Source organism: Bacillus sp. LBA3-1-1.1 (assembly GCF_040676495.1).
GTDB lineage: Bacteria > Bacillota > Bacilli > Bacillales > Bacillaceae_G > Bacillus_A > Bacillus_A nitratireducens.
Map to the genome: position 1 here is coordinate 1 of NZ_JBEGIB010000021.1, position 15810 is coordinate 15810.

The 15810-nt window shown below is 37.2% G+C and carries 14 protein-coding genes, 2 tRNA genes and 2 riboswitches; of the genes, 3 read left to right on the forward strand and 13 right to left on the reverse strand.

The window, feature by feature from the left end:
- Window positions 1–254: 254 nt before the first annotated feature.
- From MRBLBA3_RS17000 to groES, 6 genes are all read right to left on the reverse strand, one after another.
- Window positions 255–1760: a sensor histidine kinase gene (locus MRBLBA3_RS17000; protein WP_363382510.1), complete on the reverse strand. Its 1506-nt coding sequence runs from the start codon at window positions 1758–1760 to the stop codon at window positions 255–257.
- Window positions 1744–2445: a response regulator transcription factor gene (locus MRBLBA3_RS17005; RefSeq protein WP_363382513.1), complete on the reverse strand. Its 702-nt coding sequence runs from the start codon at window positions 2443–2445 to the stop codon at window positions 1744–1746. The genes MRBLBA3_RS17000 and MRBLBA3_RS17005 overlap by 17 nt, the downstream gene beginning before the upstream one ends.
- A 145-nt stretch (window positions 2446–2590) precedes the next feature.
- Window positions 2591–3916, reverse strand: coding sequence for an NCS2 family permease (locus MRBLBA3_RS17010; protein ID WP_000833081.1), 1326 nt, complete (start codon window positions 3914–3916; stop codon window positions 2591–2593).
- Window positions 3917–4043: 127 nt separating this feature from the next.
- A riboswitch (purine riboswitch) is annotated at window positions 4044–4145 on the reverse strand.
- 155 nt (window positions 4146–4300) lie between these two features.
- On the reverse strand, window positions 4301–5839 hold the full coding sequence (gene guaA / locus MRBLBA3_RS17015; RefSeq protein ID WP_120341639.1) for a glutamine-hydrolyzing GMP synthase: 1539 nt from the start codon (window positions 5837–5839) through the stop codon (window positions 4301–4303).
- A 165-nt stretch (window positions 5840–6004) separates the two neighbouring features.
- Window positions 6005–6106, reverse strand: a riboswitch (purine riboswitch).
- A gap of 139 nt (window positions 6107–6245) precedes the next feature.
- On the reverse strand, window positions 6246–7880 hold the full coding sequence (groL, locus tag MRBLBA3_RS17020; protein ID WP_044740505.1) for a chaperonin GroEL: 1635 nt from the start codon (window positions 7878–7880) through the stop codon (window positions 6246–6248).
- Window positions 7881–7917: 37 nt separating this feature from the next.
- Window positions 7918–8202 (reverse strand): co-chaperone GroES, encoded by a 285-nt coding sequence (gene groES / locus MRBLBA3_RS17025; protein WP_000917305.1) that lies wholly within the window; start codon window positions 8200–8202, stop codon window positions 7918–7920.
- Between the two features lie 402 nt (window positions 8203–8604).
- Here groES and MRBLBA3_RS17030 point away from each other — a divergent pair, with 402 nt between their 5' ends.
- On the forward strand, window positions 8605–9354 hold the full coding sequence (locus MRBLBA3_RS17030) for a CPBP family intramembrane glutamic endopeptidase (protein WP_044740506.1): 750 nt from the start codon (window positions 8605–8607) through the stop codon (window positions 9352–9354).
- A complete protein-coding gene (locus MRBLBA3_RS17035) occupies window positions 9351–9542 on the forward strand; it encodes a YdiK family protein (RefSeq protein ID WP_001246201.1) in 192 nt (63 codons plus the stop codon). Before MRBLBA3_RS17030 ends, MRBLBA3_RS17035 begins: the two co-directional genes overlap by 4 nt.
- Before the next feature lie 29 nt (window positions 9543–9571).
- Here the strand turns inward: MRBLBA3_RS17035 and MRBLBA3_RS17040 are convergent, their stop codons facing one another.
- Entirely contained in the window at window positions 9572–10201 is a 630-nt protein-coding gene (locus MRBLBA3_RS17040; protein ID WP_000372704.1) for a redox-sensing transcriptional repressor Rex, read from the reverse strand.
- 187 nt (window positions 10202–10388) lie between these two features.
- Here MRBLBA3_RS17040 and MRBLBA3_RS17045 point away from each other — a divergent pair, with 187 nt between their 5' ends.
- The gene (locus MRBLBA3_RS17045; RefSeq protein ID WP_000602155.1) at window positions 10389–12323 is read left to right on the forward strand and encodes an ABC-F family ATP-binding cassette domain-containing protein; all 1935 of its coding nucleotides are present in this window, start codon (window positions 10389–10391) and stop codon (window positions 12321–12323) included.
- A gap of 470 nt (window positions 12324–12793) precedes the next feature.
- Here the strand turns inward: MRBLBA3_RS17045 and tsaD are convergent, their stop codons facing one another.
- From tsaD to MRBLBA3_RS17075, 6 genes are all read right to left on the reverse strand, one after another.
- On the reverse strand, window positions 12794–13810 hold the full coding sequence (gene tsaD / locus MRBLBA3_RS17050) for a tRNA (adenosine(37)-N6)-threonylcarbamoyltransferase complex transferase subunit TsaD (RefSeq protein ID WP_000414577.1): 1017 nt from the start codon (window positions 13808–13810) through the stop codon (window positions 12794–12796).
- Window positions 13810–14253, reverse strand: a complete 444-nt coding sequence (gene rimI, locus MRBLBA3_RS17055; RefSeq protein ID WP_000367188.1) for a ribosomal protein S18-alanine N-acetyltransferase — start codon at window positions 14251–14253, stop codon at window positions 13810–13812. The genes tsaD and rimI overlap by 1 nt, the downstream gene beginning before the upstream one ends.
- Window positions 14254–14266: 13 nt before the next feature.
- Complete coding sequence (gene tsaB / locus MRBLBA3_RS17060; RefSeq protein WP_000865755.1) at window positions 14267–14959, reverse strand: tRNA (adenosine(37)-N6)-threonylcarbamoyltransferase complex dimerization subunit type 1 TsaB; 693 nt, start codon at window positions 14957–14959, stop codon at window positions 14267–14269.
- A complete protein-coding gene (tsaE, locus tag MRBLBA3_RS17065) occupies window positions 14940–15413 on the reverse strand; it encodes a tRNA (adenosine(37)-N6)-threonylcarbamoyltransferase complex ATPase subunit type 1 TsaE (RefSeq protein ID WP_363382518.1) in 474 nt (157 codons plus the stop codon). The genes tsaB and tsaE overlap by 20 nt, the downstream gene beginning before the upstream one ends.
- 174 nt (window positions 15414–15587) lie before the next feature.
- Window positions 15588–15663: transfer RNA gene (locus MRBLBA3_RS17070), tRNA-Asp, on the reverse strand.
- A 3-nt stretch (window positions 15664–15666) separates the two neighbouring features.
- Window positions 15667–15743: transfer RNA gene (locus MRBLBA3_RS17075), tRNA-Met, on the reverse strand.
- Between the last annotated feature and the right edge of the window lie 67 nt (window positions 15744–15810).

The following is a 15810-nucleotide window of genomic DNA, read 5'->3' on the forward strand; positions in this document are numbered from 1 at the left end:
ACGTTGTTTGTTTCGTTCAGTTTTCAAAGAACTTCTTTGTCGCTCATTTGCGACTCCCTTATGTTAACATTTTCATATTTCAATGTCAACTAAGTTTTTTATTTCGTTTGTCGCTTTCTGCGTTGTTGCTATCGGCGACTCATCCTATATTACACCTCTATACTCTAATCGTCAACATGTTTTTCTAAAAAAATATAAAAAGGCTTATTTCTTTTAAAATAAGCCTTTTTATCAAATATCATTCTATTCGTTTATTATTTTTCTATAATTGGTAACGAGACGATAAACTGAATAATACCATCCTCATATTCAGCTCGAATACTACCACCTTGCAACTCAACAATACTTTTCGCAATCGCTAATCCAAGTCCCGATCCTTCTGTTACTCTACTTCTAGATTGGTCTTTCTTATAAAAGCGTTCAAACAAACTCCCTAACTCTTCTCTCGTAAACTCTTCACTATGATTCGCAATTACAATTTGTATATCCCGGCGCTGTCTTTGAAGAGAAACTTTTATCTCCCCATCATCTTTACTATACTTAATCGCGTTCATTAATAGATTATCAAATACACGGACCATCTTTTCCGAATCAATCGCTGCATAGGTACGTTCCTCAGGAAACTTCTTAACAAACGCCAGTCCATGCTCTTCTGCCTGCGGTACTAACTCTTCTATTAATTGCTCCAATAACTCATTTATACAAACATCTTGTTTTTCCAATATAACTTGCTCATTTGTTAACTTCGTATACTCAAATAAATCTTCTATTAAATTCTTTAACTGCTCCGACTTCGCAAAAGCAATTCTCGTATACTCATCATGTTGTTCTTTATTTTCATATTTAGAATCTCGAAGTAATCGCAAGTAACCCATTATAGAAGTCAGTGGTGTACGTAAATCGTGTGATACATTCGTAATAAGCTCATTCTTTTGCTTCTCTAATTTACGTTCCTTTTCTATATTATTCATAAGCTCTTCCGCCATATTATTAATATTCTCAGTTAAAGACGCAATCTCATCTTCACCTTTTTTCTCAATACGGTACGCTAAGTTTCCTTTTTCTATTTCCTTTACACCTTGTGCCATCGCTTCAATTTGCTTCATCTTTCTCTTTGTTATATAGAAGAAAGAGAAAATGAATACAAGTACACCTATGAAAAATGGAAACGGCCCTTCTTGCGTATCATATATTACTTCACCTTCTGGAATCCCACTAACAAACATGTATAAATTCTTATCTTCTATTGTAATAGGTGCAAAAGCTATAAATTCTTTTCTCGTACTTTCAAATTCTTTTCTACCATTCATATAATTAATCGCAAACGATGATGCATTACGAATTGTATTATGCAAATCAATTTGCTCTTCTTGTGCCTGCTTCGTTTTATATAAAACTTTACCACTCTCGTCAGTGACCAATACTTTTAAAGCTCTAGAGTTTTGTTCTAAATTTTGATTCTCTATTTCAATCATACTTGATATAGCTTCTAATTTATTTTCATGAACTGAACTATTTGCCACACTTTGAGCTTGTTGGTTAATTTGCTCCATACCAGCCCGATAATCAATTGTCGCCTCTCGATTCGCATTCTCAAAAAAAGGTGTTGCTGCCTTTGCTGACAAAACCCCTAACAACGCACAAGCAGTGAACGCAGTAATAAGTTGAATTCGCACACTCCGTTTCACACTCTTCACTAGCTTCCCAACTAATTCTCGGATTTTCCTAACATAAGTAAATGGATTAAATATCTTTTTCAATCTTATACCCCACTCCCCATACTGTTTTTATATATATTGGCTTCCTTGGATTCTCCTCAATCTTTTCACGTACTTTTCGAATGTGTACCATTACGGTGTTATCAGACTGGAAAGATCTTTCGTTCCAAACTTTTTCATAAATTTGCTCAGCGCTAAAGACCATACCTGGATTACGAGCTAACAATTCTAAAATTGAAAATTCCCTTGGAGTTAGTTTCACTTCTTCTCCATCCACAATGACTTTATGGGTTGAGATGTTTATTTTCATCTCTCCAATTTCTAACTCGTCCTCATTTTGAATAGCAAAACCATTCATTTTCATATAACGACGTAGCTGGGATTTAATTCTCGCGATCAACTCTAACGGATTAAATGGTTTCGTTACGTAATCATCTGCACCTGTTGTTAATCCTAAAATCTTATCCATATCTTGCGTTTTTGCCGAAAGCATAATAATTGGCATTTCTTTCGATTCTCTTACTTTCATACACATATGAATACCATCTATTTTCGGCATCATAATATCTAATACGACTAAATGCACTTCATTTTCTTCTAATAGACGCAACCCTTCTTCTCCGTCTCCCGCTTGCAGTACTTTATATCCTTCATTCTTTAAATAGATTGTAATTAAATTTCGAATTTCTTTTTCATCATCTACGACAAGTATTGTTTCGTGCGCCACAATATCTCCTCCATCACTTTTTTAATCCCTAACTTCTATTATAGGAAAACTTCTGAAGAAAAACGCTCGGAAATCCTTAAGATTTTCTGAAGACGCAAAAAAGGTCTAGACTCCCCTTAAGTCTAGACCTTTCAAAAAACCCCTTTTATTTACGAACGTAGATGAAATATAGTACGAATAAAACTCCCATAACATACATAACTGGATGAATCTCTTTCCGACGGCCACTCACAACCATTGTAATTGGATAGAAGATAAATCCGATTGCAATTCCTGTTGCGATACTATACGTAAGTGGCATTGAAATGATAGTAAAGAACGCTGGTACTGCAATCTCGAATTTCTTCCAATCAATTTCTCCTAAAGATGAAACCATCAAGATTCCTACGATAATTAATGCTGGCGCTGTTACAGCTGGTGTCACAACACTTAATAGCGGCGAGAAGAATAGTGCCAGTAAGAAGAACCCTGCTGTTACAACCGCTGTAAATCCAGAACGTCCACCCGCTGCTACCCCTGCAGAAGATTCAATATAAGACGTTGTTGTTGATGTACCTAAAATCGCACCGATTACAGTTGCAATCGCATCTGCAAATAATGCTTTACCTGCACGTGGTAATTTATTGTTCTTCATTAATCCCGCTTGATTCGCAACCGCTACAAGCGTACCTGCTGTATCAAAGAAATCAATAAAGAAGAACGTTATAATAACAATACCCATTTCAACAGTGAAAATGTCTCCAAAGTGAGTTAACGCCACACCGAACGTTGGTTCTAGGCTCGGTATTGCTCCCACTACAGCTTTCGGAGTATCAATTAATCCTGTTGCCACTCCTAAGATCGCTGTAAGAATCATACCGTAGAAAACTGCACCATTTATTTTCTTAATCATGAAAATGATTGTAGTAACAACTCCGAAGATTGCTAGTAACGTTGTGCCCTTTGTTAAGTCCCCCAACCCAACAAGAACAGCATCATTTTTCACGATAATTCCGGCATTTTGGAATCCAAGGAATGCAATGAACAATCCGATACCTGCCGCTACTGCAAACTTTAACTCTGATGGAATTGCATTAATGATTTTTTCACGAATACCTGAAGCAGTAAGAATAATAAAGATAATACCTGACATTAACGTTCCAGCAATTGCTGTCTGCCACGGAATACCCATCGTTAACACTGCCGTATAAGCAAAGAACGCGTTAATTCCCATACCTGGCGCTAAAGCAATCGGATACTTCGCGAATATCCCCATAATTAACGAACCAATCGCCGCTGCTAATGCTGTAGCAACGAACACTGCACCTGGATCCATTCCTGTACCTGCCGGTAATCCTTTAACATTTCCAAGTGACAGCGTAGCAGGATTGACAAATAATACGTAAGCCATAGATAGAAATGTCGTTAAACCTGCTATGAACTCAGTCTTATAATTTGTGCCGAGTTCATCAAACTGAAAATAGCGTTTCATCTTACGTTTCCCCCGTTATATGATTACTCGCCGTATTTCCCCTAGCCCTCTTTTATCTATAAAAATAAAAAAGACTTCCATTGCATATACATGGAAGCGTTCTATAAACAAAGACAAGTATCCCCTCATCTTTATCAAAACGCCTCGTAGTCAAGCCATTTACGGTAGCTAGGTAGAAACTTTCGGGCCATATCCCCGATATTATACGACGGCATAATATTCATTTTTCGTTTGAATTACATACTCATATTAACTCGAGGAGGTGGTTTTGTCAATTTAAAAACGAACATTTTTATGAACTTTTATAATTTCGTTCGTATTAAGGGTAAAAACAAAAAGATCCATCTATACAAGAACGATAGATGGATCTTTTTTATTACAATACTATTCCCACTCAATAGTTGCTGGTGGCTTACTTGTTATATCATACACGATACGGTTAACGTGTTTTACTTCGTTTACGATACGTACAGAGATTTTCTCTAATACGTCCCAAGGGATACGTGCCCAGTCAGCTGTCATACCATCGATAGATGTTACTGCGCGGATACCTACTGTGTAATCGTAAGTACGCTCGTCACCCATAACACCTACACTACGCATACCAGGAAGCGCAGTGAAGTATTGCCAAACTTCGCGGTCTAATCCTGCTTTTATAATTTCTTCACGTAAAATCGCATCAGATTCACGAACGATTTCTAATTTCTCTTCTGTGATTTCACCTAATACACGAATACCAAGTCCTGGACCTGGGAATGGTTGACGCCATACGATTTCATCGGGAATTCCTAATTCTGATCCTAATACACGTACTTCATCTTTAAATAAAGTGTTTAAAGGCTCAATTAATTTGAACTGCATGTCTTCTGGAAGTCCACCAACGTTATGGTGAGATTTAATTGTTTGTGCAGTTGCTGTACCACTTTCAACGATATCTGTGTAAAGTGTACCTTGCGCAAGGAAATCCATTCCTTGTAATTTAGAAGCTTCATCATCAAATACGTAAATGAATTCGTTACCGATAATTTTACGTTTTTGTTCTGGATCTTCTACACCTTTTAACTTGTTCATAAAGCGTTCTTTTGCATCCACTTTAATAACGTTCATATGGAAGCCTTCGCTAAATGTTTTCATAACACCTTCTGCTTCGTCTTTACGAAGTAAACCGTGGTCAACGAAAATACATGTTAATTGGTCACCGATTGCTTTATGGATTAATACTGCCACAACAGAAGAGTCTACACCGCCGCTAAGTGCGCATAGTACTTTTTTGTCTCCAACAGTTTCACGGATCTTCTCTAATTCTACTTCGATAAAGTTCTCCATGTTCCATCCTTCAGAACAACCACATGCGCCGAATACGAAGTTTTTAATTAAATCGTTACCGTGTTCAGAGTGACGTACTTCTGGGTGGAATTGTACACCGTATAGGTTTTGCTCTTCATTGCTCATACCAGCAATTGGACAAGACTCACTTGTTGCGTCTACTACGAATCCTTCAGGTAAACCAGTTACTAAGTCACCATGACTCATCCATACAACTTGCTCTTCTGGAAGGTTCGCATATAATTTTGATTCGTTCTCTACTTTAAGAACAGCTTTTCCGTACTCACGGTGGTTTGCACGTTCTACTTTACCACCGAAGTGTTGTGTCATAAGCTGCATACCGTAACAAATACCGAAGATCGGTAATCCTAGTTCAAAGATTTTTTCATCACAATGTAATGCGCCTTCACCGTATACACTATTTGGTCCACCAGAGAAGATAATCCCTTTTGGATTCATTGCTTTAATTTCTTCTGCAGTAATTGTATGTGGATGAAGTTCACTGTATACACCGAACTCACGAATTCGACGTGCTATTAACTGATTGTACTGACTCCCAAAATCTAAAACGATAATTGTATCATGCTGCTTCTTCAAAATAATCACCCCAACGTTAGTTCTCGTATATAAATATTTTCACCAATTTGGCGAAAAGCATTACCAATATAATAAAAAAAGCCAGTCCTCCGCCTCTAGTCTCATAACAAAGAAAAGGCAGGGGTCTGGCTTTATAAAGAAAGATAGTCTTCCGCTCTTTATAAATATAAGACGCACTGCCTTCATAGTCAGGTTGTTTACGGTAACCCGGTAGAGACTCTCAAACCATATCATCGAGGATATATGAAGGATTGTTTTATATTATCTTCCTAGATTCTAACAATGAAGTATCAGTATGGTCAAGAGAGAAAGCGACAAAATTCTACAGAAATTAATTTCCTTTTCTCAAAAACACAAAAAAACATCCACTTCTATAAAGAAGTGGATGTTTTCGGGGCGAACGGAATTACATCATTCCGCCCATACCGCCCATGCCCATGCCGCCCATGTCAGGCATTGCTGGTGCATTTGGTTCTGGCTTGTCAGCAACTACAGCTTCAGTTGTTAAGAACATAGCTGCAACAGATGCTGCGTTTTGAAGTGCAGAGCGAGTTACTTTAGCTGGATCTACGATACCAGTTTCAAGCATGTTAACCCACTCGCCAGTAGCTGCGTTGAAACCAACGCCTACTTTTTCGCCTTTTAGACGCTCTACAACTACAGATCCTTCTAGACCAGCGTTGATTGCGATTTGACGAACTGGCTCTTCTAATGCACGAAGTACGATGTTGATACCTGTTGCTTCGTCGCCTTCAGCTACGATAGAAGCTACTTTCGTGTATACGTTCATAAGTGAAGTACCACCACCTGCAACGATACCTTCTTCTACTGCTGCACGAGTTGAGTTAAGTGCATCTTCAATGCGAAGTTTGCGCTCTTTTAACTCAGTTTCAGTTGCTGCACCTACTTTAATTACTGCTACGCCACCTGCAAGTTTTGCAAGACGCTCTTGTAATTTTTCACGATCGAATTCAGAAGTAGTTTCTTCTAATTGCGCACGGATTTGACCAATGCGAGCTTCGATTTGTTGTGAATTTCCGATACCTTCAACTACAGTTGTGTTTTCTTTCGTTACAACGATTTTACCTGCGCGTCCTAAAGATTCAACTGTAGCAGATTTTAAGTCACGACCTAATTCTTCAGTGATTACTTCGCCACCAGTTAAGATTGCGATATCTTCTAGCATTGCTTTACGACGGTCACCAAATCCAGGAGCTTTAACAGCTACTACATTGAATGTACCACGAAGTTTGTTCACTACTAATGTAGCTAAAGCTTCGCCTTCTACGTCTTCAGCGATGATAAGAAGTGGTTTACCTTGTTGTACCACTTGCTCTAATACTGGTAAGATTTCTTGGATGTTAGAAATCTTTTTGTCAGTGATTAAGATGTATGGGTTATCAAGAACCGCTTCCATTTTGTCAGAATCAGTAATCATGTAAGGAGATGCATATCCACGATCAAATTGCATACCTTCTACTACGTCTAATTCTGTTGTGAATCCTTTAGATTCTTCCAAAGTAATAACGCCGTCGTTACCAACGCGCTCCATTGCTTCAGCGATTAATTGACCTACTTCTTCGTCAGCTGCAGAAATAGCAGCTACTTGTGCGATAGAAGATTTACCTTCGATTGGTTTAGAAATCGCTTTTAATTCTTCAATTGCAGCAGTAACAGCTTTTTCGATACCTTTACGAAGACCCATTGGGTTAGCACCAGCTGTTACGTTTTTTAAACCTTCACGAATCATAGCTTGCGCCAATACAGTTGCAGTTGTCGTTCCGTCACCAGCTACATCGTTTGTTTTGCTAGCAACTTCTGCTACTAATTTCGCACCCATGTTTTCGAATGCATCTTCTAATTCGATTTCTTTTGCGATTGTTACACCGTCATTTGTAATAAGTGGTGAACCGAATTTTTTCTCAAGTACAACGTTACGACCTTTTGGTCCAAGCGTTACTTTTACTGCGTTTGCAAGAGTGTCGACACCGCGAAGCATCGAACGACGTGCTTCTTCACTAAATTTAATATCTTTTGCCATAATAATTGACCCCCTTGGATTTTTAAAATGTATATAATTAACCGATAATTGCTAAAATGTCACTTTCACGTAAAATCAAGTAGTCTGTACCTTCGTATTTCACTTCAGTACCTGCATATTTTGAGAAGATGATAAGATCACCTGCTGCTACCTCTAAAGCAACACGCTCACCATTTTCAAGCACTCGGCCTGTACCTACTGCAATAACTTTACCCTCTTGTGGTTTTTCTTTTGCAGTGTCTGGTAATACAATACCACTTGCTGTTTTTTCTTCTGCTTGAACAAGTTCAATTACAACGCGATCACCTAATGGCTTTAGCATGAACAATAACCTCCTCATTTTGTTATGTAAATTTTATTTATTAGCACTCAAGTCACACGAGTGCTAACACACTTCTAATAATAAATAATCTCAATTTCTTTTGCAAGTAAAAAAATCATAATTTTTTCGCAAATTACTTTATACACTTTCCTATATAGCATTACTTCTTCTACTGCCTTTACCATATGAATCGTTGTTCCCACTTCTTGTATGCTACAATATGAAAGACACCCTAAGTTGTTTTCGCTAAATGCACAACTTTTTCCTGTCTCCTATTTTATTTTCAAATACTTATTTACAAAAAAAATATAATTCAAATGAAAGTTTATATCGTAGGTAGCATATTTACATGTTATCCTACCTTATCTCATACACTAGCGTTAGAAAGGATGGTTAAACCATTTGAAAAAACAATATTGGTGGATTATCGTTACATACATTTTAATGCAGTTATCAGGTATTGCCGGGTTACCGCTTCTCCTGAAAACTGGACTATACGATAATAGGGGATTTACTAGAGAGGAAAAAATTCAGCTCATAACTGGTCATTGGGCTATCATTAGCTTTTTCATTGCATTATGCGTTGTACTTTGGTTACTCAGAACAGACATTCGTGACAGGCATTTAGATAAAATGCGCTCTACTGTTCCAGCTACAGTTGGATGGATTTTTATCGGATTTTTCTTAGCACTATTTTCACAAAGTATTGCCGGTATGATCGAAATGCGGTTATTAGGGATTACACCTGGCTCTGAAAATACAGAAAGACTTATGGAGATCGCAAGAACGACACCTTGGTTCCTTATCGTCATATCAATAATCGGACCTATTTTGGAAGAAATCGTATTTAGAAAAATTTTATTCGGTACACTTTATAAGAAGTTTAACTTCTTTATTGCCGCTATCATTAGTTCACTTGTATTCGCGGCGATTCATTTTGATTTTACTCACTTATTGGTATACACTTCTATGGGGCTCGTATTCGCCTTTTTATATGTAAAAACGAAGCGGATTATCGTCCCTATTGCAGCCCATGTTGCAATGAATACATTAGTTGCAGTTGCTCAAGTTTTAGTAAGCAATGAACAAATTCAAGAAATGATTAAAGAAGCTGAAAAAATGCAAGGCTTTATCGGAGGATTTTTAGTATGAGAAACTCACCATTGTTCATGGCTGCATTGTACTTTCTTCTTGGATGTATCTTTACACGTTTCGCCATTACGAACGTAACAGATACAATCTGGAATATGTGGACAATACTATTTGCAGTTATGGCAACAATTGATTTTAATTTGGCACTTCGCCTTATCTTAGTTAAATTCACAAAGAAAAAACAATAATAAAACGCAGAGGTCGCTTCCTCTGCGTTTTATTGTGGATAATTCTTCAAAAAGTAAACAAGTGTTTGTAACTCTACAGCTAAATCAATATGATGAATCCTTATATTCTCTGACACATTTAAGCGTGCTGGTGTGAAATTTAAAATACCATGCACGTTCGTTTCTGCCAATCTATCTGCCACAGATTGTGCTACTGTAGCGGGTACTGTTAATATTGCCACTTGTATATCAGTTGATAAACGTTCTTCTAGTTCATCCAAATGATATACAGGAATGCCTCCGATTTCTGTTCCAACTTTCTCTTCACTAACGTCAAACGCCATTTCAATTTTTGTATTATTGTTTTTCGTGAAATTATAATGTAAGAAAGCGGTCCCTAAATTACCTACTCCAATAAGTGCTACACGTGTTATATCATCTTGGTCGAGTGTTTCACGGAAAAATGATAATAAATAATTTACGTTATATCCATAACCTTTTTTCCCTAACGCTCCAAAATATGAAAAATCTCTTCGAATAGTTGCGGAATCAACCTTTACCGCTTCACTCAATTCGGCTGATGAAACACGTTGCTTACCAGAAAGAGATAAGTTTTGGATAAATCGATAGTATAGAGGCAATCGTTTGGCAGTGGCCTGTGGAATTTTTTGCTGATCCATATAACCTCTCCTCTCTTCCTATCTTTATTCATATACTTGAATCAAATACAGAAGTTTAGTACTCATGAATTTCCTTGTATAATAAAGAGAAGAAGTATTCTCTCTTTATTTTAAACTATACACTATTTTTAGTATGATTGAGAAATATAAACATGGCAAAGTTAAGAAATTATTTGAGGTGAAAACATTGATTTTATTACAAGTAAACGCGCTTTCGAAATTATACGGTGCAGAAACGATTCTCGCAAACATAAAATTGGAAGTACAAACGAAAGATCGTATCGCATTAGTCGGACGAAATGGAGCCGGAAAATCTACATTATTAAAAATAATAGCTGGTGAGTTATCTCATGATGGTGGTGAAATTATAAAACCGAAAGATGTCTCAATGGGGTATTTAGCTCAAAATACCGGATTAGAAACGTCTTTAACAATTTGGGATGAAATGTTAACCGTCTTTACACACTTACAGCAAATGGAGACAAAACTTCGAAGGCTAGAGCAAGAGATGGGAAAAGAAGAAAACTTTTCAAATGCGGCTATATACGAGAAATTATTAGCTGATTATGACCAATTACAATTAGATTATAAAGATCAAGGTGGCTATCAGTACGAAGCGGATATCCGCTCGATTTTAAGCGGTCTTGGCTTTCCAGTTGAGATGCACCAGACGACAATTTCTACATTAAGTGGTGGGCAAAAAACACGATTAGCTCTTGGTAAATTATTATTAACGAAACCAGACTTACTTATTTTAGACGAGCCTACAAACCATTTGGACATTGAAACATTAACTTGGCTTGAACAATATTTACAAGGTTATCCTGGCGCGATTTTAATCGTTTCTCATGACCGTTATTTCTTAGATAAACTCGTTACACAAGTATACGAAATTTCTAATAAGGAAAGCAGACGTTTTGTTGGTAACTACAGCAAATATTTAGACTTAAAATCAGCACTATACGAGCAAGAAATGAAGCGTTATGAAAAACAACAAGATGAAATCGCTAAACTTGAAGACTTTGTGCAAAAAAATATAGCTCGTGCATCTACAACAAAGCGCGCTCAAAGTCGCCGTAAACAATTAGACAGAATGGAATTATTAACTAGACCACTAGGCGATTCTAAGTCAGCTTCCTTCCACTTTGATATTGAAAAACAAAGCGGAAATGATGTTTTACAAGTGAAAGATGCAACTATTGGCTATGATGAAGATCCGATTATTGAACATGTAACTATGCGCTTAACTCGTGGGGATAGTGTTGCTTTAGTTGGACCGAACGGAATTGGGAAATCCACATTGTTAAAATCACTTGTGAATAAGTTACCTCTACTAAATGGTGATGTTTCTTTCGGATCAAATGTATCTGTTGGTTATTATGATCAAGAACAAGCTAACTTAACATCTTCTAAGCGAGTTTTAAATGAACTATGGGATGAATATCCTCTGCAACCTGAAAAAGAAATTCGCACTATACTAGGCAACTTTTTATTCACAGGGGATGATGTACTAAAACCAGTATCTTCTCTTAGTGGTGGACAAAAAGCTCGATTAGCTCTTGCAAAGCTTATGATGCAGAAATCAAATTTATTAATTCTCGATGAGCCAACGAACCATCTTGATTTAAATAGTAAAGAAATTTTGGAGAATGCTTTAATTGATTACCCAGGAACACTTCTATTCGTCTCACATGACCGCTACTTTATTAATCGTGTAACGACGACCGTTATTGAGTTATCAACAGAAGGTGCACAAGAATATTTAGGCGATTACGATTACTACGTTGAAAAGAAAAACGAAATGATTGAACGTGCAGAATTTGAACAACAAGAACAGCAAGAAAATCAGGCACCTGTTCAAAAAACTGTAGCTCAAGAAAAATTAAATTATCTCGAAGAAAAAGAGCGTAAACAATTAGAGCGTCAACGCACTCGGAAAATTGAGGAGCTAGAACAAAACATCGTAGAATTTGAAGAAGAAATTGCTACACTAGAAGATCAGCTTTGCTTACCAGAAATATATGCAGATTATGAAAAGGCTAGTGAAATTACATCTAAAAAGCACACACTACAAGAACAACTTGAAGCTTGTATGGCAGAATGGGAAGAACTGCATATATAAGTGAATTTAAACAAGAAGGATGTCTCATACGTCGAGGATGTATGAGACATCCTTTTTATTTTCTATTTTAAAACCAGTGCCGTAGCACATGAAATTATATCGACGATTTTTTGAATATATATACCGTAACTTAAAATATATGAACGATTCGACAAGACATATCGATTAACCGACAAAGATTGACAATAGTAGCAACCTATATAATAAGAGGAGGATGTTTCAAAAGTTTTTTTGGGATATCTTCTTGTTTTTATTTCCCGAAAAAGAATATCTTTAAAGGTCAGACTTCATCCGCTTTATCCACAGGTTTATACACATATCCACCTTTATAAAATAGACATTAAAATAACTTTTCCACATTATTCACATTCACGAAAAAAGTTATGCACATTTTATATACACAACAAAACCCATATTATCAACAGATAATATGGGTTTTGTCCACAGGCTGTGGTTAATTTTGTGCATAACTATGCTTCAATATCTAATCCTGGATTTGCATTTAAAGCTAATGTCGCACGTTTTCCTTGTTCGTATGCAATTGTACCTGCAGCTGCAATCATCGCTGCATTATCTGTGCATAAAGATAGAGGCGGAATAATTAGCTCTATATTTTCTTTTTGTGCAAATTCTGCTTCTAAACGTGCACGAAGCCCTTTATTAGCAGCTACTCCACCAGCAAGAAGCACTTGCTTTACGTTATATGCATCCGCCGCACGAGTCGCTTTCGTTACAAGTACGTCGATCACACTTTCTTGGAAACTTGCTGCTAAATCTTCCGGTGCAATTTCTATACCACGTTGTTTTGCGTTATGCACAGTGTTGATAACTGCCGATTTCAATCCACTAAAGCTAAAATCATACGAATCCGCCTCTAGCCATGCACGAGGCAAATCAATTGTCGGCTTTCCTTCATGCGCAAGGCGATCAATATGTGGACCACCTGGATATGGCATAGATAATGTACGAGCTACTTTATCATATGCTTCCCCCGCTGCATCATCTCGTGTTTCACCAATCACTTCAAATGAACCGTGTTCTTTCATATAAACAAGCTCCGTATGTCCACCAGATACAACAAGTGATAGTAATGGGAATTGTACTTCTTTTACTAAACGGTTTGCATAAATATGACCAGCAATATGATGAACACCAACTAGAGGGATATCATGCGCAAAAGCCACAGCTTTCGCTGCATTTACACCTATTAAAAGTGCTCCAACCAAACCAGGTCCTTCTGTTACGGCAATTGCATCAATATCCTCAAAAGTGATATTCGCTTCTTTTAAAGCTTCTTCTAGCACAACTGTAATTTCTTCTACATGGTGACGGGATGCAATCTCTGGTACGACTCCGCCAAAACGCTTATGACTTTCAATTTGTGATGCAACGATATTCGCAATAATTTCCGTTCCATTTTTAACAACTGCTACTGCTGTTTCATCACAGCTTGTTTCAATACCAAGTATAATCGTGTTTTTTTCCATTATATATTCACCCACATTACGAGACCATCTTCCTGATTGTCTGCATAGTATCGTTTACGAATCCCACCATTTTGAAATCCGTATTTTCTGTATAACTGTTTTGCTACTTCATTTGATACGCGTACTTCAAGTGTCATCGTTTTTACTCCTAGGTCTTTCGCCTCCGAAATAACTTCTTTCAATAAGGCATCTCCTAATTTTTGACCTCGGTACTCTGGCAAAATAGCTATATTTGTTATATGTGATTCATCAATAATTATCCACAATCCACAATAACCAATTACGCGACCATCTTTTTCTAGCACAACATAATGTGCATGTTCATTCATCGCTAATTCACGGTGAAAGGCATCTGCAGTCCAAGGAGTTGAAAAAGATGCTTCTTCAATAGCTACAATTTGAGCAATATCATCGAGTGCCATCTTTCTAAATATCATATCCATTTTCTATAGACCTCTACTTCTTTTGACTTTCTAACCAGTTTGTTTCGGCTTCCGCTAAACGAAGGTAACTAGGTACAAACGTATGCACATCTTGTTCTTCTTTTTGTAACCCTAAAAATGCTAGCTCACTTGGTCTTGGGTTATTCTTAGTGAAAGGAGCAAATACAGCTTGATCACCTAAGTATTCTATAATTGTTTCTTTATGCAATTTAACATCGTTACCAATAAATAAAACAGGCTGTTCTTTATCTTTTAACATTTGCAACCAGTCAACAATAAGCATAATTCGGTCTTCTTCTATTGAAGTTAATTGCTCCCCTTCATATGTATATAGCCCCGTGTAAATTTGACCACGTCGACCATCAAATAAAGGAGAGATTAATCCATTAAAATTAGCACCATTTGCTGCAACTACTTCTAAACTTGATACACCTACAATTGGTATTTGAAGTGACCAAGCTAATGTTTTTGCAGCTGTCACACCTATGCGAACACCTGTATATGATCCAGGCCCAGCTGCTACAACGATTTTAGTCAATTCTTTCGGTTTTACACCACACTCTTTTAAAAGTTTCTCTACAGCTGGCATAAGACGTACAGAATGGTTTTTTGTTAAATTTGTAATGATTTCTCCAATCACGTTCCCTTCCTCAATAAGGGATACACCCATTACGTAATTTGAAGTATCAATTGCTAGTACTTTCATTTTGTAATAGCTCCTCACATAATCTAATATAGCGATTTCCAATTGGTTCGAGTACAATTTTCCTTGTATCATCTCCGGCATGGAATAAACTGATTTGTAACTTTTCATTCGGTAAATATTCTTCTATTAAATGAGCCCATTCTACTACTGTAATCCCTTCACCGTAGAAATACTCATCAAAGCCCAAGTCTTCTTCACTTTCCGCTAAACGATATACGTCCATATGATATAGCGGCACTCTTCCTTTATATTCTTTAATAATATTGAAGGTAGGACTATTTACAACTCTTTTCACACCAAGACCCTTTGCTAGTCCTTTTGTAAAAGTCGTCTTGCCAGCTCCAAGATCACCCTCTAAAATAATTACATCTTGTTCCTTTACAAGTCCCCCTAATTTTTCTGATAATCGCTGGGTTTCTTCGGAAGATTTTGTTGTTATTTCATATTTACTCACAGACTTCACCTACTTTACTCACAATGTTCTCTGCTCTTTATTATACAGGTTTTAAATATATAAAAAAGTCCTTAGGAGTTTTCCTAAGGATAGTTTGACTGTCTTTATTAGTTTTTTGTTAAAACAAATAAAAAAATACGAAACAACTTGTTTCGTTCTTTTCTTTATATAAAATGGCGGTCCCGACCGGGGTCGAACCGGCGATCTCCTGCGTGACAGGCAGGCATGTTAACCACTACACCACGGGACCATTTGGTTGCGGGGACAGGATTTGAACCTGCGACCTTCGGGTTATGAGCCCGACGAGCTACCGTACTGCTCCACCCCGCGATGATATAAATAGCTTGGCGACGTCCTACTCTCACAGGGACAAGGTCCCAACTACCATCGGCGCTAG

Excerpts from the sequence above, each read along its gene's own strand:
- MRBLBA3_RS17035 (WP_001246201.1), top strand. The coding sequence starts at position 9,351 with ATGAGAAACTCACCATTGTTCATGGCTGCATTGTACTTTCTTCTTGGA.
- MRBLBA3_RS17040 (WP_000372704.1), bottom strand. The coding sequence starts at position 10,201 with ATGGATCAGCAAAAAATTCCACAGGCCACTGCCAAACGATTGCCTCTA.
- groL (WP_044740505.1), bottom strand. The coding sequence starts at position 7,880 with ATGGCAAAAGATATTAAATTTAGTGAAGAAGCACGTCGTTCGATGCTT.
- tsaB (WP_000865755.1), bottom strand. The coding sequence starts at position 14,959 with ATGAAAGTACTAGCAATTGATACTTCAAATTACGTAATGGGTGTATCC.
- MRBLBA3_RS17010 (WP_000833081.1), bottom strand. The coding sequence starts at position 3,916 with ATGAAACGCTATTTTCAGTTTGATGAACTCGGCACAAATTATAAGACT.
- rimI (WP_000367188.1), bottom strand. The coding sequence starts at position 14,253 with ATGGATATGATATTTAGAAAGATGGCACTCGATGATATTGCTCAAATT.
- groES (WP_000917305.1), bottom strand. The coding sequence starts at position 8,202 with ATGCTAAAGCCATTAGGTGATCGCGTTGTAATTGAACTTGTTCAAGCA.
- tsaD (WP_000414577.1), bottom strand. The coding sequence starts at position 13,810 with ATGGAAAAAAACACGATTATACTTGGTATTGAAACAAGCTGTGATGAA.